18 protein-coding genes are annotated in these 22,689 nt (G+C 67.5%); 8 read left to right on the plus strand and 10 right to left on the minus strand.

Annotated elements, in window-relative coordinates; all coding sequences use genetic code 11:
* Window positions 1-166 precede the first annotated feature (166 nt).
* Window positions 167-532 carry a PilZ domain-containing protein gene (locus EV560_RS20760; protein WP_131857696.1) on the plus strand — a complete coding sequence of 122 codons (366 nt, stop codon included), beginning with the start codon at window positions 167-169 and terminating at the stop codon, window positions 530-532.
* Window positions 533-586: 54 nt separating this feature from the next.
* On the plus strand, window positions 587-1,567 hold the full coding sequence (locus EV560_RS20765) for a glycerophosphodiester phosphodiesterase family protein (protein WP_131857697.1): 981 nt from the start codon (window positions 587-589) through the stop codon (window positions 1,565-1,567).
* 90 nt (window positions 1,568-1,657) lie between these two features.
* Here the strand turns inward: EV560_RS20765 and EV560_RS20770 are convergent, their stop codons facing one another.
* The gene (locus EV560_RS20770) at window positions 1,658-2,902 is read right to left on the minus strand and encodes a flavin-dependent oxidoreductase (RefSeq protein WP_131857698.1); all 1,245 of its coding nucleotides are present in this window, start codon (window positions 2,900-2,902) and stop codon (window positions 1,658-1,660) included.
* 283 nt (window positions 2,903-3,185) lie between these two features.
* On the opposite strand from EV560_RS20770, the gene EV560_RS20775 reads away from it, so the two are divergent.
* Window positions 3,186-3,458: an HU family DNA-binding protein gene (locus EV560_RS20775; protein WP_114830663.1), complete on the plus strand. Its 273-nt coding sequence runs from the start codon at window positions 3,186-3,188 to the stop codon at window positions 3,456-3,458.
* A 90-nt stretch (window positions 3,459-3,548) separates the two neighbouring features.
* Window positions 3,549-4,724 (plus strand): vWA domain-containing protein, encoded by a 1,176-nt coding sequence (locus tag EV560_RS20780; protein WP_131857699.1) that lies wholly within the window; start codon window positions 3,549-3,551, stop codon window positions 4,722-4,724.
* A gap of 221 nt (window positions 4,725-4,945) precedes the next feature.
* Here the strand turns inward: EV560_RS20780 and EV560_RS20785 are convergent, their stop codons facing one another.
* A complete protein-coding gene (locus EV560_RS20785) occupies window positions 4,946-5,629 on the minus strand; it encodes a hypothetical protein (RefSeq protein ID WP_131857700.1) in 684 nt (227 codons plus the stop codon).
* Window positions 5,630-5,734: 105 nt separating this feature from the next.
* On the opposite strand from EV560_RS20785, the gene EV560_RS20790 reads away from it, so the two are divergent.
* Window positions 5,735-6,355 carry a hypothetical protein gene (locus tag EV560_RS20790; protein WP_131857701.1) on the plus strand — a complete coding sequence of 207 codons (621 nt, stop codon included), beginning with the start codon at window positions 5,735-5,737 and terminating at the stop codon, window positions 6,353-6,355.
* Between the two features lie 113 nt (window positions 6,356-6,468).
* Here the strand turns inward: EV560_RS20790 and EV560_RS20795 are convergent, their stop codons facing one another.
* Entirely contained in the window at window positions 6,469-6,897 is a 429-nt protein-coding gene (locus EV560_RS20795) for a universal stress protein (RefSeq protein ID WP_131857702.1), read from the minus strand.
* Between the two features lie 229 nt (window positions 6,898-7,126).
* Here EV560_RS20795 and EV560_RS20800 point away from each other — a divergent pair, with 229 nt between their 5' ends.
* A complete protein-coding gene (locus EV560_RS20800; RefSeq protein ID WP_131857703.1) occupies window positions 7,127-8,365 on the plus strand; it encodes an MFS transporter in 1,239 nt (412 codons plus the stop codon).
* A gap of 9 nt (window positions 8,366-8,374) precedes the next feature.
* Here the strand turns inward: EV560_RS20800 and EV560_RS20805 are convergent, their stop codons facing one another.
* Both EV560_RS20805 and EV560_RS20810 read right to left on the minus strand, forming a co-directional pair.
* Complete coding sequence (locus tag EV560_RS20805) at window positions 8,375-8,695, minus strand: 2Fe-2S iron-sulfur cluster-binding protein (protein WP_131857704.1); 321 nt, start codon at window positions 8,693-8,695, stop codon at window positions 8,375-8,377.
* Window positions 8,696-8,839: 144 nt separating this feature from the next.
* Window positions 8,840-9,178: an Hpt domain-containing protein gene (locus tag EV560_RS20810; protein ID WP_131857705.1), complete on the minus strand. Its 339-nt coding sequence runs from the start codon at window positions 9,176-9,178 to the stop codon at window positions 8,840-8,842.
* Window positions 9,179-9,489: 311 nt separating this feature from the next.
* Between EV560_RS20810 and EV560_RS20815 the strand changes: the two genes are divergently transcribed.
* The gene (locus EV560_RS20815; protein ID WP_131857706.1) at window positions 9,490-15,996 is read left to right on the plus strand and encodes an apolipoprotein A-IV repeat region-like domain-containing protein; all 6,507 of its coding nucleotides are present in this window, start codon (window positions 9,490-9,492) and stop codon (window positions 15,994-15,996) included.
* A 245-nt stretch (window positions 15,997-16,241) separates the two neighbouring features.
* On the opposite strand, the gene EV560_RS20820 is transcribed toward EV560_RS20815, so the two are convergent.
* The 4 genes from EV560_RS20820 to EV560_RS20835 all read right to left on the minus strand — a co-directional run bounded on the left by EV560_RS20820 (window position 16,242) and on the right by EV560_RS20835 (window position 20,102).
* Window positions 16,242-16,832: an ABC-type transport auxiliary lipoprotein family protein gene (locus tag EV560_RS20820; RefSeq protein WP_131857707.1), complete on the minus strand. Its 591-nt coding sequence runs from the start codon at window positions 16,830-16,832 to the stop codon at window positions 16,242-16,244.
* Between the two features lie 10 nt (window positions 16,833-16,842).
* Window positions 16,843-17,976, minus strand: coding sequence for an MlaD family protein (locus EV560_RS20825; RefSeq protein ID WP_131857708.1), 1,134 nt, complete (start codon window positions 17,974-17,976; stop codon window positions 16,843-16,845).
* Window positions 17,977-18,126: 150 nt separating this feature from the next.
* Window positions 18,127-18,942: an ABC transporter ATP-binding protein gene (locus tag EV560_RS20830; RefSeq protein WP_131857709.1), complete on the minus strand. Its 816-nt coding sequence runs from the start codon at window positions 18,940-18,942 to the stop codon at window positions 18,127-18,129.
* Window positions 18,943-18,956: 14 nt separating this feature from the next.
* A complete protein-coding gene (locus EV560_RS20835) occupies window positions 18,957-20,102 on the minus strand; it encodes an ABC transporter permease (RefSeq protein WP_131857710.1) in 1,146 nt (381 codons plus the stop codon).
* 203 nt (window positions 20,103-20,305) lie between these two features.
* On the opposite strand from EV560_RS20835, the gene EV560_RS20840 reads away from it, so the two are divergent.
* Window positions 20,306-21,181 (plus strand): hypothetical protein, encoded by an 876-nt coding sequence (locus tag EV560_RS20840; RefSeq protein WP_131857711.1) that lies wholly within the window; start codon window positions 20,306-20,308, stop codon window positions 21,179-21,181.
* Window positions 21,182-21,281: 100 nt separating this feature from the next.
* Here the strand turns inward: EV560_RS20840 and EV560_RS20845 are convergent, their stop codons facing one another.
* On the minus strand, window positions 21,282-22,655 hold the full coding sequence (locus EV560_RS20845) for an FAD-binding oxidoreductase (RefSeq protein ID WP_131857712.1): 1,374 nt from the start codon (window positions 22,653-22,655) through the stop codon (window positions 21,282-21,284).
* Window positions 22,656-22,689 lie beyond the last annotated feature (34 nt).

Raw genomic sequence — 22,689 nt, forward strand, 5'->3', positions numbered from 1 at the left:
GATACTTTGCCGGCACTCGCGCCATCGCGGTGAAAGGCGCTCGGATCCGCCGGCATGCCGCCCGTTAAGGTTAAGGCGCGGTTAATGCTGCAGCCCTCTTCATTCTCGGCAATAAACGCCCAGGTTGTAGCGGCTTGAATGCGCGCAACCGAATCGAGGGGGCATCATGACGACGGAACGCCGCAAGACGCCGCGCCAGCGAACCCTGCTGGGTGGCCGTATCGTATTCAACCAGCGTCGCTCGACGCTCGATTGCGTCGTGCGCAATTTCTCTGATGCGGGCGCCCTCGTGCTGCTGTCCGACTCCGTCGCCCTGCCCGTCGCGTTCGATCTCGAGATCGACCATCGGCAGAGCTCCTATGGCGCGCGTGTGCGCTGGCGCGATGGCGAGCGGATCGGCCTCAGCTTTGCCGACCACGCCGGGGCTGGAAACGAGGTCATCCCGCTCGATATCGCGCGGCGACTGAAGCATTGCGAGCAGAACAACGCGCAGCTCAAGGCGCGGATCGCGCAGCTGACGCAAGCGGGCTGAATCCAGCCGAAATTCCGCCAGCTTCCTCCCCGACATCGCGCCGAGGAGGAAGCGATGAAACGATTCGCGCTATACGTGCTTATGGCGCTCGGCCTGATTGCCGGGCTCGCGGCCTTCCAGAACAGCTCCGTGCTGGCACCGAAGCTGACCGAACGGCCGGTGTTGCTCGCCCATCGCGGCCTGGCCCAGACCTATTCGGCCGAGGGCATCACGGCCGCGAGCTGCACGGCGGCGCGGATCGACCCGCCGGAGCATCGCTACATCGAGAATACCATCGCCTCGATGGAGGCGGCTTTCGCCGCGGGCGCCGACATCGTCGAGATCGACGTCCACCCGACGCGCGACGGGCAGTTCGCGGTGTTCCACGACTGGACGCTGGAGTGCCGCAGCAATGGCTCCGGCACCACGCGCGACAAGACCATGGCCGAGCTTAAGGCGCTCGATATCGGCTATGGCTACACCGCTGATGGCGGCAAGAGCTTCCCCTTTCGCGGCCAGGGCGCCGGGCTGATGCCCTCGCTCGACGAGGTGCTCGGCCGGTTCCCGGACCAACGCCTCCTGATCCACGTCAAGAGCCGCGACGCGCAGGAAGGGCGCAGCCTCGCGCAGCGGCTTTCGCAGTTGCCGCCGGAGCGGCTCGCCCTGCTGATGGTCTATGGCGGAGAACCGCCGGTCGCCGCCCTGCGCGAGGCCCTGCCCTCGCTCGTCACGATGTCGGCGCAGGCCGAAAAGCGCTGCCTCATGCGCTATCTCGCCATGGGCTGGATCGGAATCACGCCGGATGATTGCGCCGGGCAGTTGCTGCTCATCCCCAGCAACTATACCAATTGGCTCTGGGGCTGGCCCGAGCGCTTCACGGCGCGCATGCGCGCCGTCGGCAGCGTCGTCATCGTCGCCGGACCACTGGTCGGCAGCGAGGTCTCGACCGGGATCGACCGGGCCGACGATCTCGCGGGCCTGGGCCAGCCGCTCCCCGGCATCTGGACGAACCGGATCGACCGGATCGCCCCGCTGGTGAAGGCGGCGAAGCCTTAGGGCATTCTCGAGCGAGGCGAAAATGCTCTATCTATTTGTTTTGACGCATTTTCTTTACGCGAACCGGCATCCACTTCGCTCGAAAATGCTCTAGCGACGCTTCGCCAGCTGCTCCGGCGCGAATGCGGCCTTGCCGGCATAGGATTTCACGATCGCCTCGCGCCTGGCATAGCTCATCACCCGCTCGACATCGTCGAAGCCGTTGGGCGCCAGTTCCTCGATCGCGTCGATGACCCGCTCCGGCCCGCCGACGCGGTTCATCGCCACGATCTCGGCCGTGGCCGGCAGGCGCTCTGCCTCATAGGCGGCGAGCGCCTGGCGCGGATGCTCGGCCCGCACCAGCGCATCGGCAAGGCAGCGCGCGTCGAGGATCGCCTGCGAAGCACCGTTCGAGCCGACCGGATACATCGGATGGGCGGCATCGCCGAGCAAGGTGACGCGGCCATGGGTCCAGCGCGGCAGCGGGTCGCGATCGCACATCGGATAATCCCAGAAGCCGGGCGAGGCCTGGATCAGGGCGAGGATGTCGACGCCGGGAACAGTGAAGCGCCGGGCATAGGGCAGCACGTCCTCGAGCCGGCCGGGCTTCGACCAGGCTTCCTTCGGCGGCGGTTTCGCGGGATCGCCGGTGCGGATATTCACCACCCAGTTGGTCAGGCGCGTGCCGGGCTTCGAGCCGGCCGCGATCGGATAGAGCACCAGCTTGCCGGCCATGCCGCCGGCGATGATCATGCTCTCGCCGTCGAGGAAGCTCGGCCAGTCGCAGGCGCCGCGCCACATCTGCACGCCGTTCCAGCGCGGCGAGCCCTGGTTCGGGAAATAATGGCCGCGCACGGTGGAATGGATGCCGTCGGCGGCGATCAGCACATCGGCGCGCGCCGTCTCGCCGGACTCGCCGCGGCGGGAATCGGCGAAATAGCCGGTGACGCCGCCCTCGTCCTGCATGAAGCCCTGCAGGCGGCGGCCGCAGCGCAGCGCATGCGGTCCCAGTCGTTCGATCACGGCATCGCGGATCACGCCCTGCAGCCGGCCGCGATGGATCGAGAACTGCGGCACCGGCGCGCCGGCATGGAGGCCGCGCGGCTCGCGCCAGACGGTCTGGCCGAAGCGGTTCATGTAGATCAGCTCGCGGGTGCGGATCGCGACCGCGTCGAGCGCCGGCAGCAGGTCGAGCCCGGCCAGTTCCTTGATCGCATGCGGCAAGGTGTTGATGCCGACGCCGACCTCGCGGATCTCGCTCGACTGCTCGTAAACCGTGGCGGCGATGCCGCGCGCATGCAGCATCAGCGCCAGTGTCAGGCCGCCGATACCCCCCCCTACGATGACAACCTTCATCTCGCCTCCGCCCCTATATATTTTAAACTTGAAATAACGGGCAGAGGCTTGTCAATCGCCCGCCGACCGCGCTGGGCACGGCATTTTACTGTTATCTCCGGCGGAACGAAGCGGTTTGCTGTGCGTATCTAGGGCCGGCGCCCTCGATTTTTGCGTAACAGCCATGTCAATCGGCGCTTTCGCGTGTAACGGAGTCGTGACCGCCACCGATTCGTGGCCGGTCGCGCACAGGCTCCGCCCGACGCGAGGCCTGTCCAAACACCGTTCTTCAGGAGAATCACAAATGACCAAGAACGAACTGATCGCCGCCATCGCCGACGAGACCGGCAAGACCAAGACGGACGTCAGCGCTATCCTGGGTTCGCTCGCCACTGTCGTCGCCAAGACGCTGAAGTCGGGCGGCGAGGTCACCCTCGGCGGCGTCGGCAAGCTGGCCGCTGCCAAGCGCGAGGCCCGCGAGGCCCGCAACCCCTCGACCGGCGCGACGATCAAGGTGCCCGCCAAGACCGTCGTCAAGTTCAAGGTCACCAAGGACCTCGCCGACGCGGTCGCGTAAGGCGCCTTCTCAAGCAGCATCTGGCCAAGAGGCGCCACGCCCGCGGCCGATGCTGCTTGACCCCCGCCCCGCCATCCGCAGACTGGGGCGATGTTTCTTCGGCTCTTCACCGACCTGCGCGCCGCCAGGGTTCCCGTCACGTTGCGGGAATATCTGGCCTTGCTCGAAGGCGTCGAGGCCGATCTCGCCGAGCACCGCGTCGACGAGTTCTACTATCTCGCCCGCACCTGCCTGGTGAAGGACGAGCGCCATCTCGACAAGTTCGACCAGGTCTTCGCCCAGGTGTTCAAGGGCATGGAGACGCTCGGGCAGGCGATCGAGCAGGCCGGCATTCCCGAGGAATGGCTGCGCCGGCTCGCCGAGAAATACCTGACCGACGAAGAGAAGGCCCAGATCGAGGCGATGGGCTGGGAGAAGCTCTGGGAGACGCTGAAGCAGCGGCTCGATGAGCAGAAGGGCCGGCATCAGGGCGGCTCGAAATGGATCGGCACGGCCGGCACCTCGCCCTATGGCGCCTATGGCTATAATCCCGAAGGCGTCCGCATCGGCCAGGACAAGAACCGCAATTTCCGGGCGGTGAAAGTCTGGGACAAGCGCGAGTTCAAGGATTTCGACGACACGCGCGAGCTCGGCGTGCGCAACCTGCGCGTCGCGCTGCGGCGCCTGCGCCGCTTCGCCCGCACCGGCGCGGCCGAGGAGCTCGATCTCGACAACACGATCTCCGAGACGGCCAAGCACGGCTATCTCGACGTCAAGCTGCGGCCGGAGCGGCGCAACGCGGTCAAGGTGCTGCTCTTCCTCGATGTCGGCGGCTCGATGGACTGGCATGTCGAGCTGGCCGAGGAGCTGTTCTCGGCGGCGCGGGCCGAGTTCAAGCATTTCGAGCATTTCTACTTCCATAACTGCCCCTATGAGCGGGTCTGGAAGGAGAACCGCCGCCGCCACGACCAGATCATCCCGACCTGGGACGTGCTGCGGACCTACCCCGCCGATTATCGCGTCGTCTTCGTCGGCGACGCCTCGATGAGCCCCTATGAGGTCGCGATGCCCGGCGGCTCGGTCGAGCATTGGAACGAGGAGGCCGGCGAGGTCTGGCTGAAGCGGCTGACGGAGCGCTTCCCGAAATCGGTCTGGCTCAATCCGGTCGAGCAGAAGCTCTGGAGCTACACCCAGTCGATCCGCCAGATCGGCGGGCTGATGGGCGGGCGGATGTTCCCGCTGACGCTGGACGGGCTCGACGGCGCGATGAAGGTGCTGGCGCGCTAGACTAGACCATCGGACCGGCCGGTCCGATGATCTAGATCGCCGCGCGTCCTTTCGGACGCGAAGTGGCGATCTATCCCTTTGATATGGCATCGCATTTACCCGAAAAGTGGATTCCACTTTTCGGTCCGATGCTCTAGCTCCTTGTTTCCGCATCGGCTTCTTCCGAAAGCCGCAAGCCACTTTTCGGGCCGATGCGCCAAGCCAGCGGTCGGGATGCCCGCCTATGAGAACGCCGCCAACCGGTCGAGCGCCTGGTCGCGAGACATCACGTCGTCAGCCGTCACCGGCACCGTCCGGCTGGTGATGTAATCCTGGGCGCCCGTCGTCAGCTTGCCGTTCTGCAGCGTGACCTGTCCGTCCAGTCGCTGAATGTCGTTCGCGCGCGTCAGGAAGCGCGTATTCGCCTCTTGGGTCTCATCATCGTTGCGAGCCGCCTTCTTTTCCCGTGCGAGCGCCTCCAGGGCCTGCTGCGTTGCCTGCAGCGTCCGGTACTCGACGATGGCCCGGAGTTCCTTGGCGTCGGCGTTATCCGCGAAATACTCCTCGATCTTCTTCTTGTAAGGGCCGTCGGCCGTGACGCGGCCGAACTTGTCCACCTTCAGCGATATCGTCTCATCGGCCGGGATCCCGGCACGCTTGAGGACATCGGTCAACTTGCCGGCGAGAGCCTCGGTCCGCTGCTGGATATCCTCTTCCGGAGTCTTGAACAGTTGCGGGGTGACGCCGGCAGTCGCAAGCGCCTTCGCTTGCGCCGAAAGCTCGACGATCACGGCCGAACCGAGCGCAGCAGTTGCCCGGGCAGGCTTGGGAGCCGTGTCGTTCCCCGTCGCGGCATCGGATTTCGCCGAGGCCGCCGTGGACGACGCTCCCTGAAAATCCTTCGACAAACCGGAAATGCTGGCCATGTCGCTCCCCCGACGCAGGTCGCGCTCGAAGCATCCCTGCCTCTCGGAGCGTAGGCTGCAATTGCAAATATTCCTTGCAACGATGGCACGGGAGACAAGGGACGTATGAGCCGCTATGGCTCGGGCATGGACAACGCCGAGGATATCGACACTCCCCCGCCCTATTGGCGCCAGCGGCCGCGACCTGTCGGCTTCGAGATCGTCTATCGCATCAAGGGCGACACGCTGGAGATCGACTCGACCCGCAAGGTCGACACGGTCGCGCTCGCCGCGATCGATCAGGTGCGCTTCATCTATGCCCCCAGCAATATTTCCGGGAAGGGCTTCAAGACGCAGCTCAGGCTCAAGGACGGCAAGAGCGTCAGCTTCGGCAACCTGTCCTGGCGCTCGGTCACCGACATGGTGCGCGACGATGCCGGCTATCGCGCCTTCGTCGAGGCGCTTGCGGCCGGCGTGGCGAAGGCGAACCCGCAGGCTCGCTTCGTCGCCGGCAAGCCGCGCTGGCTCTGGCTGGTGCTGAGCGTGGTCAGCGCGGCGCTGCTGGTGATGGTGGCGCTGTTCACGCTTAGGGCTTTCCAGCAGGGCGCGAACCCGGCCGGCTGGCTCGGTATCGCGCTGGCTGCGGCCTCGGTCTGGCAGGTCTGGCCGATGATCAGGCTCAACCGGCCGCGCGAGCTGCGCAGCGGCGAGGCGCCGGACGATCTGGTGCCGCGGCCGTCGACCTGAGCCTCAGGCCTCTAGAGCATTTCCGCGTTTCTTCGAATCGCGAAAACTCTCTAGTCCTTTGTTTTATCGCATTTTCTTCACGCGAACCGGCGTCCACTTCGCTCGAAAATGCTCTAGGCGCCGCGCACGACCAGCACCGAGCATTTCGCGCGGCGCACGATGGTCGAGGCGTTGGAGCCGATGACATAGGCGAGCATGCCGGGCTCGTGCGAGCCGATCACGATCAGGTCCGTGCCGCTCGCCTCGGCTTCGGCCAGCACCTCGCCATGGATCGAGCCGACCAGCACCTTGGCCGAGACGCGCTCCGGCGGCAGCGCGACGCCGGCGGCGATCTCGGCGAGCTTGGCCTCGGCCTCGCTCTGCTGCTCGGTGTCGAACTCGGCCGGCACGAATTCCATGTAGGTGATCGGCACGAGCGAGCGGACATAGACCAACCGGACGGTGCCGCCGGATGTTTCCGCGAAGGAAATGGCGGCCGTGATGGCGGGTGCTGCGAGGTCGGCCTCGGCGAGATCGACGGGAACCAGAATCGACTTGTACATCGCATCCTCCGGCTATGAGCTCAGTCACATCCTGCTTATTCGCGTCCTATTCTCGGTTCCCGTTGCGCTTGAGCTGATCATATCACGAACCGCGCCGCAGCGCCCGGCTGCATGGGCGCCATGAAACCGCCGGAATTGACGCGGCCGCGCCCGGCTCTAAGAGTGCCCTCAATCCAGCCCAAGATGAAGCCGTAGCGGCGGCTGATGATTTCTCCCGCCCGGTAACCCGATGAGCGCCAACCCGCCTGCTCCGCGCGCCCCTAGAGCGCTGCTGCGTTCTCCTGCTGCCTTCCTGATGGTGCTCGCCTTCGTCAACTGGCTCGGCTTTGCGAGCTGGAACGCGCTGCTCAACAATTTCGCCAAGGAAGCGGCGGGCTTCACCGGCCAGGATATCGGCATCCTGCAATCGGTCCGGGAGATTCCCGGCTTCCTTGCCTTCACGGCCATCATCCTGTTCTGGCTCATCCGCGAGCAGATACTGGCCTATCTCAGCCTGATCACGATGGGGCTCGGCGTCGCCATCACCGGATACTTCCCGAGCCTCGGCGGCCTGCTGCTGACGACGATGATCATGTCGCTGGGCTTCCATTACTACGAGACGGCGCAGCAGGCCCTGCAGCTGCAGCTGTTGCCGAAGGCGCAGGCGCCGCGGCTACTCGGCCGGATCGCCGGCGCCTCCGCCGCCGCGCAGCTCATCGCCTTCGGCTCGATCGCGCTGATCTGGAAGCTGTTCCAGCCCGGCTATGTCACCGTCTTCCTCGTCGCCGGCCTGGTCTCCGTCACCCTGACACTCGTGGCCTGGGCGGTCTTTCCGCGCTTCCAGGGAGCGGTGCCGCAGAACAAGGGCTTCGTGGTTCGCAAGCGCTACTGGCTCTATTATGCGCTGACCTTCATGTCCGGGGCGCGCCGGCAGCTCTTCATGGCCTTCGGCGGCTTCCTGCTGGTCGAGCGTTTCGGCTATGACGTCTCGGCGACAGCGACGCTGCTGCTCGCCACCTATGGCATCAACACCTTCGTCGGGCCGATCCTGGGACAGATGATCGGGCGCGTCGGCGAGCGGTTCACGATCCAGATCGAGAATATCTCGCTGATCGTGGTCTTCGTCGGCTATGCGCTGGCGAGCCATGGCCATTTCGGCGGCTGGGGCGCTTCCGTTGCCGGCGCCCTGTTCATCGTCGACGGCATCTTCTTCACGCTGACCCTGGCTCAGCGCACCTATTTCCAGAAGATTGCCGATCCCGCCGATATCGCGCCGACCTCGGCGGTGGCCTTCACGATCAACCATATCGCGGCCGTGTTCCTGCCGGTCACGTTCGGGCTGATCTGGGTGAGCGACCCGGCGATCGTCTTCTATATCGGCGCGGCGGTGGCGACGGTCTCGCTGAGCCTGGCCTTCCTGGTGCCGCGCCATCCGGAGCCCGGCCAGGAGACGGTGCTGTCGCAGCCCGTGCCGGTCGCGGCCGAGTAAGGCGCCGGCTCAGCCCTGGCGGGCCGGGGTGCGGACCACGAGCCCGTCGAGATCGTCGCGGACCCTGATCTGGCAGGAGAGGCGCGAGGTCGGGCGTACGTCGAAGGCGAAGTCGAGCATGTCCTCTTCCATCGATTCCGGCTCGCCCGTCTTCGCGGCCCAGGCCTCGTCGACATAGACATGGCAGGTGGCGCAGGCGCAGGCGCCGCCGCATTCGGCCTCGATGCCGGGAATACCGTTGCGCACGGCGGTTTCCATCACCGTGGAGCCGGTTTCACCCTCGACGGTGCGGCTTTCTCCCTGGGCGTCGATATAGGTGATCTTCGGCATCATGAGCTCCGGCGGGCGATTATGGCCCCGCTTAGAGGAAGCGCGCGGAAAGGGGAACGCCCTTTCCGTCCGGCCAGGTTCGATTTTATCGAATGAGAGGCCAGTGCCGGCGAGAGTCCAGTTCGCTCCAAAATGCTCCGGGGCTCAGGCCGCCAGCTCGAACTTGGAGATCGCCGCACGCGCCTGGGCGGCGGCGAGCGTCAGGGCGTCCATCGCATCTTCGGTGCGGCCGGCATCGTCGGCGGCGAGCTGACGCTCGATCGCATCCGCCGCCTCGGCCACCTGCCAGGCGCCGATCGCGCGGGCGGCGCCCTTCAGCGTATGGGCAGCGTCCATCCGGGTGCGGGTGTCGGCCCCGGCGTGGATGGTCCGCAAGTGGCGGACGCATTGCTGGGCGAACAGGGCCAGCAACTCACGTTCGAGATCATGGTCGCCGCCGGTCTGACGGGCGAGATGGACGAGATCGATTGCGCTCTGGGGCATGGGCAGACTCGAAATACTAGGGTCGCGCGCCGCCATAAGGGCGGCTCTCCGGCCTCTTACAAGCGTCGTCATGGTGAACGAGGCGTTAACGACGTTTGTGAATCAGCCACTCAAATGGGTTTCCATCACAGAGTCGCTCCACTACCCTTCAAACTGGTAAATGATGGGCGCATTGTCTCCCGTCACGCCGGGGGCCAGAGGCGGCTTGCGGCGCGGCGAGCGACTTCAATGACTGCGTCCCATCACGAGTAGCGTTGCGAGGCGGCATCATGACCCGGCAGAACAAGCTCCAGGATCCAACCGAGGCGGCCATGTCCGCAATCGAAGAGGCTCTGCGGCTCGACCAGCCCAAGCCTGAGGCCGAGGCCTCCCCGCCTCCGGACATCAAGCTGCCGTCCACCACCGAGAACGACCTGAAGCTCGACCTTCCGCGCGTCGAGCAGCCGGCCCCGAAGCCCGAGCCGGAAACGCCGCGCGCTCCCGCGCCCCGGGCGGCGATCGCGCCCGACACCAGCCGCGTCGCCAATGACGACCGCCGCGATTCCAGCTCGCTCGTGCAGGCCTTCTCCGCCCGCCCCTCGGGCCGGCCCTATTGGCTCGCCGCGCTCGCCTCGCTCGCCTGGCTCGGCGGTGCCGGCTTCGTGCTGGTCAGCCGCTTCGGCTCCTTCGTCAACGGCCTGCCGCCGGGCCTCGCCGCCTTCGGCCCCGGCGAATGGACGCTGCTCACCCTCGCGATCGGCGCGCCCATCGTCTTCTTCTTCGTGCTCGCGGCGCTCTATCGCCGCACGCAGGAAATGCGCCTTGTCTCGCGCGCCATGACCGAGGTCGCGCTCCGGCTCGCCGAGCCCGAGGTGGTCGGCGCCGATTCCGTGCTTTCGCTGAGCCAGACCATCCGCCGCGAGGTCGCGGCGATGGGCGACGGTATCGAGCGCGCCGTGGCGCGCGCCGGCGAGCTCGAGACGATCGTGCGCGGCGAGATCGCAACGCTCGAGCGCGCCTATGCCGATAACGAGATCCGGCTGCGCTCGCTGATCGACGAGCTCGTCACCCAGCGCGAATCCGTGGTCGGCAATGCCGAGCGCGTGAAATTCGCGATCAGCGGCGCGCATGAAGGGCTCGCCAAGGATCTCGAGAATGCCAGCCGCTCGATCGCCGAGGCGGTTTCGCAGGCCGGCGACCGCGTCACCGGCTCGCTCGGCGAGAAGGGCGACCAGATCACGATCGCGCTCGGGCGCGCCGGCGAGCGCATGATCGACGAGATCAGCGGCCGCGGCCATGAGCTGGTCGAGCGCCTGCAGGTGACCTCCGGCGAGGTCAGCGAGCGGCTCTCCGGCGCGAGCACCAACCTCTCCACCCTGCTCGACGGGCGCGCGCACGAGATCGCCGCCTCGCTGGAGCAGACCGGCTCCGTGCTGACTCAGGGCCTGACCACCAATGCGCGCGAGGTGACGCGCGCGATCAGCGAGATCGGCTCGCAGGTCGCCGACACGCTGGCGGCGCGGGTCGAGACCGTCAACGATACCCTGCGCATGACCGGCGAGAGCCTCGCCCAGGAGATCTCGGCGCGCGGCGCCAATGTGGCCGAGCGCTTCGAACAGAGCAGCAAGACCATGGTCGAGCTGATCGACGGCCAGGGCGAGACCCTGACCAAGCAGCTCGCCGAGACCGGCGAGACCCTGCGCAAGACCATTTCCGAGGAAGGCGAGAGCGTCACGGTGCGCCTCGCCGAGGTCGGCCGCGGCGTCCACGGCCTGCTCAACCGGCAGAACGAGCTGATCGCCACGCGCCTGCAGGAGGTCGGCGACAATGTGCACGGCCTGATCGGCAGCCAGGGCGACAGCGTTATCGGCCGCCTGACCGAAACGGCGCGGACGGTCGAGGACGTGCTGCGCGAGCGCAGCGACGCGATCGTGGTGCGCTTCGACGAGGCGAGCAAGTCGCTCGGCGACACGGTCAGCCGCCATGGCGAGGACCTGACGACCCGCATCACCGAGGTCGGCGCCAGCGTCCACAGCCTGTTCACCGAGCAGGGCGGCAATCTGGTGAGCCGCCTCTCCGAGACCGGCGAGACGGTGCATGTGCTGCTCGACCAGCAGACCGAGAAGCTGGTTTCGCGCCTCGCGACCGCCGGCAACGACGTCGAGAGCGTGCTCGGCCGCCAGGCCGAGACATTGATGTCGCGCGTGACGCAGACCGGCCAGGAGGTCGAAGGCCTGCTCGGCCGGCAGGGCGACACGCTGGTCAGCCGCCTCGGCCAGACCGGTCAGGAGGTCGAGACCCTGATCGGCCGCCAGGCCGACACGGTGGTCGCGCGCCTCGGCCAGACCGGTCAGGAGGTCGAGACCCTGATCGGCCGCCAGGCCGACTCGGTCGTCGCGCGCCTCGGCCAGACCGGCCAGGAGGTCGAGACCCTGATCGGCCGCCAGGCCGACACGGTCGTCGCACGCCTCGGCCAGACCGGCCAGGAGGTCGAGACCCTGATCGGCCGCCAGGCCGACTCGGTGGTCGCGCGCCTCGGCCAGACCGGCCAGGAGGTCGAGACCCTGATCGGCCGCCAGACCGACACGATGGTCTCCCGCCTCGGCCAGACCGGCAAGGACGTCGAGAACCTCGTCGGACATCAGGCCGATACGCTCGTCGCCCGCCTCGGCCTTGCCGGCCAGGAGGTGCAGAGCCTGATCAGCGAGCAGCGCGAGACGCTGGTCAACGGCCTCTCCGAGACCGGAGCCAAGGTGAGCGCCCTGCTGGAGGAGCAGGCCGGCGCCATGACCGTGAAGGTCTCGCAGGCCGGGCTCGAGATGCAGGATCTGCTCAGCGGCCAGAGCCAGGCGCTGGTGACGCGCGTCGCCGATGTCGGCCGCTCCGTCCACAATCTCCTGGCCGAGCGCGGCAGCGCGCTCATCGCCAAGCTCGACGAGACCAGCGAAGCCGTCCACATCAGGCTCGGCGAACAGGGCGACACGCTCGCCGCACGGGTCAGCCAGAGCGTCGAGGGCGCCCGTACGGCGCTGGAGGAGCAGCAGAGCGGCTTCCTCAGCAAGCTCGGCGAGACCAGCGGCCAGGTTGCCGGCCTGCTCGGCGAGCAGCGCGAGAGCATGATCCGCGATCTCGTTACCGCCGGACGCGAGGTCCACAGCTTGCTGGGCGCGCAGAGCGAGGACCTGGCGCGGCGCATGACCGACGCGACCAAGACCCTCACCGAGACGATCAATGTCGACGGCCGCCATGTCGCCGACCGCGTTTCCGAGGCGACGCTGGGGCTGCGCGAGACCTTCACCACCCATGCCGAGGAGGCGCGCACGATGCTCGCCGGCACCGGCAAGGAGATCGTGCTGGCGCTGACCCAGCAGGGCGGGCGCGTCAACGAGGCGCTTGCCGCCAATGCCGAGTCGATGCTGCGCTCGGTCGAGAGCCGCGCCCAGGCGCTCAATGAAGCGCTGGCCGGCCGCCACGACGCGCTGAACCAGCTCTTCGACACGCAGGGCCGCCAGATCGAGATGACGCTCGGCGACCGGCTCAACGCCCTCACCGGGCTGTTCGACACGCAGGGCCGCGATATCGAGAGCGCGCTCGATGGCCGCCTCATCGCGTTCACGAGCCTGTTCGCGACCCAGGGCCGCGACATCAGCGCCAGCCTCGACGAGCGGCTCGCCGCCTTCACGCAGCTCTTCGACACGCGCGGCGGCGAGATCGGCAGGGGCCTCGACGAGCGCCTGGCCGGTTTCACCCAGCTCTTCGACGCGCATGGCAACGAGATCGGCAGAGGCCTCGACCAGCGCCTGGCAGCTTTCACGCAGCTCTTCGATGCGCGCGGCGGCGAGATCGGCAAGGGTCTCGACGAGCGGCTGGCTGCGTTCACCGCATTGTTCGACACGCAGGGCAGCGGGCTCGGCAGCAGCCTCGACGAGCGGCTCGCCGCCTTCACCACGCTGTTCGAGAATCGCGGCCGCGCCGTCGAGACCGGGCTGGATGAGCGGCTCGCCGCCTTCACCAGCCTGTTCGACCGGCAGGGCCGCGAGATCGAGGGCACTCTCGGGGAGCGTCTCGGCACCTTCACCCAGCTTGTCGAAAGCCATGGGCGCGAGATCGACGGCAACCTCGCCGCACGGCTTGCCGCCTTCACGACCCTGTTCGACACGCAAGGGCGCGAGATCGACACGACGCTCGCGGCGCGGCTTGCCGCCTTCGAGGAGATCGTGGTCCGCCAGGGCGGGTCGCTCACGGCCAAGCTCGCCAATGACGCGCGCAGCTTCACCGATGCGGTCGGCATCCGCCTGACCCAGGTCGAGAAGCTGCTGACCGAGGATGGCCACGCGCTCGCCGAGAAGGTCGGCACGCGCGCCGCCGAGGCGGCCGAGATCCTGGCGTCACGGACGCAGGAAGCGGCTGAGGCGATGGAGAGCCAGATCAAGGTGTTCGAGGAGCGCTCCGGCGCCAAGAGCGCCGAGATCGCGACCTCGCTCGACGGTCTCATCGCCCGTATCGACGGCAATCTCGGCTCGCGCGCCACGGCGCTCAACGAGGCGCTGGTCGAGCGCACGGTCGATATCGCCCGCGTGCTGGCCGAGGGCGGCCGCGAGGTCACCCGCGCGCTCGCGGCCAAGGCCGACGAGATCGGCGAGGTCGTCACCTCCAAGAGCGAGTCGCTCACCCGCACGCTCGGCGAGAAGGCCGACGCCATCAACGCCACGCTGGGCGGCCGCGCCCTGCAGATCGCCGATACGCTCGACCAGAGCGTCGCACGCTTCGAGGAGCGGGTCGTCAACCGGCTCGACACGGTCTCGGGCTCGCTCGACACGCGCGGCCAGCAGATCGCCGATACGCTCCAGCTCAAGTCGGAGGCCATCGCCGAAGCGCTCGGCGTTCGCGCCGAGGAGCTCCGTGCCCTGTTCGACGACAAGGGCGGCGGCATGGTCGCGGCCCTCGGTCAGCGCGGCGAGGCCATCGCCCAGGCGCTCGGCGTCCGCGCCGAGGAGCTGCGCGCCCTGTTCGACGACAGGGGCGGCGGCATGGTCGCGGCGCTGGGCCAGCGCGGCGAGGCCATCGCCAACGAGGTCGCCATGGTCGGCGAGACCGTGGTGCGCGCCATCGAGAGCCGCGGCTCCTCGATCGTCCAGGGCCTGCGCGAGCGCGGCGGCGAGATCACCACGGCGCTCGACGCCTCCTCCGCCGGCCTGCGCGAGACGCTGGAGAGCGGCGCACGCCAGTCGGTCGATTCGCTGGTCGCCACCAACGAGCAGCTGCGCGGCGAGCTCGGCGGCATGCTCGGCCGCCTCGGCGAGGCCAACAAGCTGATGCAGCAGATCGTCAGCGGCGCGAACAAGAACCTCGCCGCGATCGAGAATGGCCTCTCGGCCCGGGTCAACGAGCTGCAGACAGTGCTCCACACCGTCATGGACGAGACCAAGAGCGCCTCGCAGCAGGTCTCGGCCCAGGTCGAGGAGCTCAAGGCCTTCTCCGAGGGCACCTTGCGCCAGACCACGGCGCTGGTCGGCCAGCTCGACGGCCAGGGCGCCTCGCTCGGCGAGGTCACGCAGGCCAGCACGGCGGCGCTGCATGCGGTCGCCTCGCGGCTGGAGCAGGTCGAGGCCCGCGTCGGCAAGGCGCTCAGCGACCGCAAGGACTCGCTCGAGGAGCTGCACGGGCTGATCGCCAACCGCACCGACGACATCGAATCGATCACCCGCTCCTTCGCGGCCCTGATCGACGAATCGCTCAGCTCGGCCGAGGCGCGGGCGCGCCAGATCGGCGGCGTGCTGTCCGACTCGGCCGAGGCGACCACGAACGCGATCTCGCAGCAGTTCGAGACGATCCGCTCCACCACCGGCAAGGAGCGCGAGCGCACCGCCCACGCCCTGCGCTCGGCCTATGAGCAGGTCACCAGCGAGGTCGGCAACGAGCTCGCCAAGGTGATCGAGCGCTTCCAGAACGCGGCGCAGGACATGCGCGGCGTCTCGAGCGAGATCCAGCGCGAGCTGGAGACCACCCGCGCCGAGCTGAAGCGCGGCGTACTCGACCTGCCGCGCGAGACGCAGGAATCGACCGCCGCGATGCGCCGCGTCGTCGCCGAGCAGATCAAGGCGCTGAACGACCTCACCGAGATCGTGACGCGCTCAGGCCGCAGCAACGATATCGCCACCCCGGCCGACACGGGCCGGCGTGCCGCTGCCGCCGCACCTGCCGCACCGGCCTACGCCACCGCAGTGACCCAGGCGCGCGTCTCGCCGCCCCCGGCCGAGCAGCCGCTGCTGCGCCCCTCGCTCGACGCCACGCCTGAGCCGGAACGTCCCGAGCCGCCGCGGACCGAGACCCGGCCCGCCCCTGCCCCGCGTCCCGCCCCCGCGCAGGAGGCCCCGCGCCGCGGCAGCCAGCCGGAGACCACGCCGCCGGCCAAGGCCGGTTGGCTCTCCGACCTGCTCAACCGCGCCTCGCGCGAGGACAGCAAGGTCACGGAAGCGACCAAGCCGACCGCGCATTCGATCGAGCGGCTCGACTCGCTCTCGGTCGACATCGCCCGGATGATCGACCACGACGCCGCGGTCGAGCTCTGGGACCGCTACAAGCGCGGCGAACGCAACGTCTTCACCCGCCGGCTCTACACCCTGCAGGGCCAGCAGACCTTCGACGAGATCCGGCGCAAATACCGCCGCGATGCGGAGTTCAAGGAGACGGTGGACCGCTATATCGACGAGTTCGAGCGCCTGCTCGGCGAGGCGGCCAAGGACGACCGCGACTCGATGGTGGCGAAGACCTATCTCACCTCGGAGACGGGCAAGGTCTACACGATGCTCGCCCATGCGAGCGGGCGCTTCGAATAGGCGCCCGCCGGTTCAGACCGGCGTTGGATGATGCTTACGAAAACGGGCACCGCGAGGCGCCCGTTTCTTCATAGGTGCGGCCTGCGCGCCTATGCCCTCCGTGACGCTCGGCTCGCGCCGCGCCCCACGTCCTGAACACAGCCCTTCACCCGGGAAGACGTGGATGGTCGGGACGGGCCCGGCCATGACGGTGCAAGATCGTCCGGGAAACTTACGCGGGGCGTTCCTCGCCCGTTGCCGCGGCCTCAGGCGGCCCAGCGCACGATCTGGATCAGCACCTGCGACAGCGCCTGGTCGAGCGCCTGCGCCGCGCCGGAACCATCGACCGCACCTGCGGGGACGCGCGCGCTGAAGAGCTTCGCCCGCTGGATATGGCCGGTACGGTCGGTGACCAGCTTGGCGGTGATCTCGACCACCGCGCTGCCCGAAGCGGCATCGATATTGAAGGCGCGGATATCGGTGTTGAGCTGGTAGTCGGGGACGATCCGCTCGCCAGGCCGACTGACCGAGGCGATGCGGCTGCCATTCTCGAAGGTCTGGATCAGCCTGATCTGGACCAGCTTGGGCACCCGGTCCGCCCATTGCGCGCCGCCGAGGAAGGAGAGCGAGCCGCTCGAATCCTTGACGATCATGCGGTCGGAATCGAGCGTCTGCACCGTCGTCGGCTCGTTGACGACGATGGCCGCGCGCGACCCTGTGAGCTTGCCGAAATCGCGCGGCGCCGAAAGATCGAAGGTGGTCGGCGTCGGGCCGCCGCCGCACCCGGCCAAGGCCAGCGAGACGGTCAGGACGAGCGACACGGCAAATGGCGTGGAAGGCAGGAGGCGGGGCGACATCGGCATCTGACTAGCGCGATCCGCTATATTGAGGAAGCGAAGGCTTGGCACCGAGGAGGAATTGCTGCGGATTGCGCTCGATATTGCGCAAGGTGCGGTTGAAATCGCCCAGCGTGCGGCGGCCTTCCGCCGCCAGGTTCTCGATGTCGCGCAGGCCGGGACCGGTGAAGCGGTTGATTCCGGTGGTGATCTCGGCGGTGCGCTTGTCGAGATTGTCAGCCAGCGTGCGGACCGAGCGCGCGGCATTGGCGACCTCGGCGAAGGCGCCCTGCCCGTCCTCGCTGTTGAGGAAGGATTGCGCCGCCTTCAGCACGCCTTCGACCTGGTCGGCCGCGCGGTTGAGCTTGTCCGTGATCGAGGCGACGTCCTTGACGACCTTGCCGACATCGTCGCTGGTGCCGCCCAGCGCCGCGGTGAACTTGTCGACATTGTCGACGATGCTGGCGACCTTGCGCCGGTCGACCGAGCGCACGACCTCGGTGAGCTCCTCGCTGAGCACGCCGAGCTTCTGCGAGAGCGGCGCGATCGTATCGGCGATCTGGCCGAAGCTCGCCAGAACCTTGTCGACATTGCCGGAATTGTCGCCGAGGGCGGCCGAGAATTTCTCGACATTCCTGACCGTGTTGCTGAGCGGGCCGGCATTCTCCTTGACCAGCTGGTCGATATTGCCAAGCACCGTGTCGGCCCGGCTGGCGACGGTGCGCACCGTCTCCAGGATGTCCTGGAATTCCGATTTCTCGGCGATGATCGTCGGCATGGGCTGGCCCGGCTGGGCGGTCAAGACCGGGGAGCTCGGATCGCCGCCGAGGAGCTGGACCGCGACGACGCCGGCCAGGCCCTGGGCCTCGATGCGGGCGCGCGTGTCGACGCGCAGCGGCGTCGTGTTGTCGACCTGGACCACGGCATAGATCCGGCGCGGATCGTCCGGCTGCAGCTCGATGCGCGTGACCTCGCCGACGCGCAGGCCATTGAAGAGCACGCTCGACCCGCGGCCGAGGCCGGTCACGGTGCCGCTGAAGATGATCCGGACATCCTGCTTGCGCCCGGCCCCGCCGCTGTTGAACCAGTAGACGAAACCAAACGCCGCCGCGAGCACGGCAAGCGTGAACAGGCCGACCAGAGCATAGTTGGCGCGCGATTCCATGGTTCTGACGCTAGAGCATCAACTCGGACATTCGAAGCTGTATTCTGGCAACATCCTGCGCCAAACCGCTGGCGAAAAGATGTTTTACCGGCCTGCCAGCAGCTTTTTGCCGACCTGCCGGCAGCCTGTTAATGGCCTGACGGCAGCTTGTTAATGGCCTGACGGCAGCCTGGCCCGGGCACGCTGGCCGCCGAAATAGGCCTTCAGCCAGGGATGGTCCGAGGCCAGCATCGTCTCGAGCGTGCCAACCGCGATGACGCGCTTGTCGGCCAGCGCCGCGATCCTGTCGCAGGCGGAATAGAGGCTGTCGAGGTCGTGCGTGACCATGAAGACGGTGAGGCCGAGCGTGTGCTTCAAGGTCATGATCAGTTCGTCGAACTCGGCGGCGCCGATCGGATCGAGCCCCGAGGTCGGCTCGTCCAGGAAGACGATCTCGGGATCGAGCGCCAGCGCCCGCGCCAGGGCGGCGCGCTTGATCATGCCCCCCGAGAGCTCGGACGGCGCCTTGTCGGCGGCATCCGGCGGCAGCCCGACCATTTCGAGCTTCAGCATCGCCATCTCGTCGAGCAGGGCCGGCGAGAGCTTGAGATACTCGCGCATCGGCACCTGGATGTTCTGCTTGACGCTCAGCGCCGAGAACAGCGCGCCCTGCTGGAACATCACGCCGAAGCGGCGCTCCAGGGTGCGCTTCGCCGCCTGGTCGAGATGGTCGATATCCTCGCCGAAGACCTCGATCGTGCCACGGCTCTTGCGGACGAGCCCGAGGATCGTGCGGGTCAGGACCGATTTGCCCTGGCCCGAGCCGCCGACGAAGCCGAGGATCTCGCCGCGGAACACGTCGAGATTGAGCCCGTCCATGATCACCTTCTCGCCGAAGGCGACCCTGAGATCGCGCACCTTGATGACGGCGTCCGGCTCGTCACTACGATGCTGGCCGCCCGGCCGCTGCTCCAGCTCCGTGCTCATCGCCGCCCTCGCCCTCAGAACTCGATCGAGGCGAAGAACATGGCGAAGAGCCCGTCGACGACGATGACCATGAAGATCGATTTCACCACCGAGGCCGTGACCTGGCGGCCGAGCGATTCGGCCGAGCCCTTGACCGCCAGCCCCTCGATCGAGGCGATCAGCCCGATGACGAAGGCCATGAACGGCGCCTTGATCAAACCGACCGCGAAATGCTTCCAGGTGATCACCGATTGCAGGCGGGCCAGGAATGTATCCATGCCGATACCGCCATAGAGCCAGGCCACGAGCCCGGCGCCGGTGAGGCCCGCCATGGCCGAGATGAAGGTCAGGATCGGCAGCGAGATGATCAGCGCCAGGATGCGCGGTACGACCAGGACCTCGATCGGGTCGAGCCCCATCACGCGCAGCGCGTCGATCTCCTCGCGCATCTTCATCGAGCCGATCTCGGCGGTGAAGGCCGAGCCGGAACGGCCGGCGATCATGATCGAGGTCAGGAGCACCGAGAGTTCGCGCAGGATCAGGATGCCGGTCAGGTTGACGACGAAGACCGTCGCGCCGAATTGCTGGAGCTGGAAAATGCCTTGCTGGGCGACGATGCAGCCGACCAGGAACGAGATCAGCATGATGATCGGCGCGCCATTGAAGGCGATCAGCTCGATCTGATTGACCAGCGAGGGGCCGCGGAACTTGCGCGGCCCGAGCACGACGCCGAGCGAGCCGACCACGACCTCGCCCAGGAACATCGCGCCGCCGACCATGTCGCGGCCGAAGCGCACGACCGCCTTGCCGATATTGACCAGCACGTTGACGATGCCGAAATGCCGCACGGTCGGCACGACCGAGCAGTCATGGACATCGACCTCGGCGAGCAGGACCGTGTGCTCCGGCTTCTGGCTGACGAACTCGATCGCACCGCCCGCCTCGGCGCGCTGCGTCTTCAGGCGGCTGAGGACATAGGCGCCGAGCGTGTCGAGCCGCACCACCGCGGAGAGGTCGAGCGTCGCCCGCGAGACTTTTGCGATGCGCTCGCCGATTTCATGGGCGAGTTCCTCGACCCGCGGCGCGCGGTCGGCGCTCCACGAGCCGGCGAGCACGACGGCCAAGGTGCCGGCATCGTCGCGAAAGACCGCTTGCGGTTCGGCGCTGTCGAGGCTCGCCATGATCCTCAGTGATATCCTCTCGGCGGCCGCGCCGCGGCCCGCCACCTGCAACCTGTATCGCCGTGTGCCCTGGGCTTGGCAAGCACCGGCGCAATCCGTGCCGTTGCGGCAGCAATTCCTTAAGCACTCCCGCGGCACGATTTCGAATCACCACCGCGATTGATAGCGTGCTGCATCCGGCGAGCTATCGGAACAGGTTCGTCATGAGCGACGCGCGTTCGCTGACACCGCTGAGCGAAACCGACTACGAGGCGATCGCCTCGGCAGTGATGGAGACCGCGCGCGGACGCTGGTTCATGGCCGAATATGCCAAGCGCAACCGGCAGGCGGACACGGGGCAGGTTCTGGCCGCGATCAACAAGTTGCAGCGCGTGCTGCACGCCGCCCCTGTCGAGCAGCCGGTCGGCGGCGCGAATCTGCGCGATGCGATCGCGCTGATCATGGATCTGCGCACCGATCTCGAGCGGATCGGCGGCGGGCCGGGCGAGCCATCCTCGCGCCTGGCTGCGCGGATCGAGACTGCGGCGAGCAGCATCATCGGCGCCACCGAAAGCATCCAGGAGGCCGCCTGGGGCCTGCGCGAAGCCGGCGCCAGCGATGCGCTCTGCGACACGCTCGACCGGCGCGCGACCGAGATCTACGGCGCCACCGCCGTCGTCGAAGGCACGGCGCAGCAACTCGGCAAGATCGCCGATACGGTCGCGATGCTGGACAGCAGCCTGCGCGCCTTCGCCGAGGGGGCGCATGACACGTTCAACCTCGACGTCCCCGCCGCCGTGCCGCCGCGGCCGGCCTCCACGAGCTTCGAGCTGCGCGAGGCCGCGCCGCTCTCGAGCTACGACGATATCGAGATCGTCGAGATCGAAGATAATCGCTCGGTGATCGACAATCCGAGCCGCATCCGGACCGAGCCTGCCAAGCACCGGCGCTTCAGCTCGATGCAGGTGCTCGACGAGGATCTCGTCTTCGCCGAGACCGGTGAGGACAAGGCAGCGCGGACTCCGTCAGGCACCTCGGAAGAGGATCTGCGCGCCATCGACGCGCTGCCGGCCAGCGGCAAGCTCGCCTATTTCGCCTAGGCTCCGTCATTGCGAGCGTAGCGAAGCAATCCAGGGCCGCCGTGCGCTACGTCCCCTGGATTGCTTCGTCGGCTACACCTCCTCGCAATAACGTTTTGCGTCAGCGCTTCGCGACGAAGCTCGCCATCTTGCCGGGGTTGAGCAGGCCGTAGGGATCGACCTCGTGCTTGAAGCCAAGCTGGTCGGCATCGGCGCGCTTGTGGCGGCTGCCACCTTCCAGCGAGACCACGTGCGGATTGGCGATCATCACGCCGGCCTCTTCGTGCATGGCGATGAGCTCGTTCAGCCGCTCGGGCGTCGTATAGCGCAGGATCGGCAAGGCGCTCGCCGTGACGCGGCCACCGAAGCGGATGAACTCGTGATGCGCCAGCACCTCGTCGGGGAAGCGCGCGATCATCTCCTTCACGCTCGCCATCAGCCGGTCATGCGGGAAAAGGCACTGCAAATAGGTGATCGAGCGGTCGCTCTTCAGCCATTGCAGCGTCGTGTGGTTCCAGGTGTATTCGTAGAGCGGCACCGTGCCCGGCCCCTCCTCCGAGGGAGCCTCATAGGTCACCGTGCCGCGCGAGCCGATGATCGCCTTGAACGGGCCGAGCGAAGCTTCCGCGATCATGCAGATCAGGATGCTCTTGCCCTCCGGGCAATGCTTCTTCAGCGCGCCGAAATAGGGCGTGATCGGCGCCGAGACCGGCGTCACCAGCTTCTTGACGATACCGTCGGCCAGCGCGACCTCGTAGCCGGCCTGGAAGGCGTCCACGTAATCGTCGAAGGCGACGATGACGTCGATCCAGGGCCAGGCCGGGGCGAGCGGCATCTCCAGCGCGGTGATGATCCCGGTCGTGCCATAGGCGCGGTTGACCTTCTGGGCGGCGTCGTCACGCAGTTCGAGGATGCGCGGCTCCTCCTCGACCGTGACGATGCGGGCGGCGAGGATGTTGCCGGGCTCGCGCAGGCCGCCATAGGTCACCGAGCCGACGCCGCCGGAGCCGCCGGCGACGAAGCCGCCGATCGTGGCGGTGCGCTTGGTCGAGGGGTGCATGCGCAGCTCGTAGCCGGAGGGCCGGATCGCCATGTCGATATCGACCATCCTGGCACCGGGACCGACGCGGATCGCGCCGGGCTTCTGCCATTCGGTGGCGGAGAGCGCGGTGATGTCGAGCAGCACGCCGCCTTCGAGCGGCACTGCCTGGCCGTAATTGCCGGTCGCCCCGGCACGCACGGTCAGCGGGATGCGGCGCCTGGCGCAGGCGGCGGCGACGCGCACAACCTCGGCCTCGTCGCGCGGGCTGACGAGGATATCGGCCGACTTGTCCGCCAGTTCCTTGTTGAGGATCGGCGAGTACCAGAAGAAGTCGCGCGAGCGCTTGCGCACGACCTGCGCCTCCGCGATCACCGGCACGCCGTCGATATCGGCGAGAAGGCCGGCAATGTCGTAACGGGAGGGCTGGGACTTGCGGTCAGGTACTGCGCTCATGTCACACCATGCTCTTTGCCGCTCCACCGTCATG

It is taken from the genome of Allobosea sp. BK604, assembly GCF_004341515.1.
In the GTDB taxonomy this organism is placed as follows: domain Bacteria; phylum Pseudomonadota; class Alphaproteobacteria; order Rhizobiales; family Beijerinckiaceae; genus Allobosea.

Excerpts from the sequence above, each read along its gene's own strand:
- EV560_RS20820 (WP_131857707.1), bottom strand. The coding sequence starts at position 16,832 with ATGTCGCCCCGCCTCCTGCCTTCCACGCCATTTGCCGTGTCGCTCGTC.
- EV560_RS20815 (WP_131857706.1), top strand. The coding sequence starts at position 9,490 with ATGTCCGCAATCGAAGAGGCTCTGCGGCTCGACCAGCCCAAGCCTGAG.
- EV560_RS20825 (WP_131857708.1), bottom strand. The coding sequence starts at position 17,976 with ATGGAATCGCGCGCCAACTATGCTCTGGTCGGCCTGTTCACGCTTGCC.
- EV560_RS20835 (WP_131857710.1), bottom strand. The coding sequence starts at position 20,102 with ATGGCGAGCCTCGACAGCGCCGAACCGCAAGCGGTCTTTCGCGACGAT.
- EV560_RS20775 (WP_114830663.1), top strand. The coding sequence starts at position 3,186 with ATGACCAAGAACGAACTGATCGCCGCCATCGCCGACGAGACCGGCAAG.
- EV560_RS20790 (WP_131857701.1), top strand. The coding sequence starts at position 5,735 with ATGAGCCGCTATGGCTCGGGCATGGACAACGCCGAGGATATCGACACT.
- EV560_RS20810 (WP_131857705.1), bottom strand. The coding sequence starts at position 9,178 with ATGCCCCAGAGCGCAATCGATCTCGTCCATCTCGCCCGTCAGACCGGC.
- EV560_RS20845 (WP_131857712.1), bottom strand. The coding sequence starts at position 22,655 with ATGAGCGCAGTACCTGACCGCAAGTCCCAGCCCTCCCGTTACGACATT.
- EV560_RS20800 (WP_131857703.1), top strand. The coding sequence starts at position 7,127 with ATGAGCGCCAACCCGCCTGCTCCGCGCGCCCCTAGAGCGCTGCTGCGT.
- EV560_RS20795 (WP_131857702.1), bottom strand. The coding sequence starts at position 6,897 with ATGTACAAGTCGATTCTGGTTCCCGTCGATCTCGCCGAGGCCGACCTC.
- EV560_RS20765 (WP_131857697.1), top strand. The coding sequence starts at position 587 with ATGAAACGATTCGCGCTATACGTGCTTATGGCGCTCGGCCTGATTGCC.
- EV560_RS20785 (WP_131857700.1), bottom strand. The coding sequence starts at position 5,629 with ATGGCCAGCATTTCCGGTTTGTCGAAGGATTTTCAGGGAGCGTCGTCC.
- EV560_RS20830 (WP_131857709.1), bottom strand. The coding sequence starts at position 18,942 with ATGAGCACGGAGCTGGAGCAGCGGCCGGGCGGCCAGCATCGTAGTGAC.
- EV560_RS20780 (WP_131857699.1), top strand. The coding sequence starts at position 3,549 with ATGTTTCTTCGGCTCTTCACCGACCTGCGCGCCGCCAGGGTTCCCGTC.
- EV560_RS20760 (WP_131857696.1), top strand. The coding sequence starts at position 167 with ATGACGACGGAACGCCGCAAGACGCCGCGCCAGCGAACCCTGCTGGGT.
- EV560_RS20805 (WP_131857704.1), bottom strand. The coding sequence starts at position 8,695 with ATGCCGAAGATCACCTATATCGACGCCCAGGGAGAAAGCCGCACCGTC.
- EV560_RS20840 (WP_131857711.1), top strand. The coding sequence starts at position 20,306 with ATGAGCGACGCGCGTTCGCTGACACCGCTGAGCGAAACCGACTACGAG.
- EV560_RS20770 (WP_131857698.1), bottom strand. The coding sequence starts at position 2,902 with ATGAAGGTTGTCATCGTAGGGGGGGGTATCGGCGGCCTGACACTGGCG.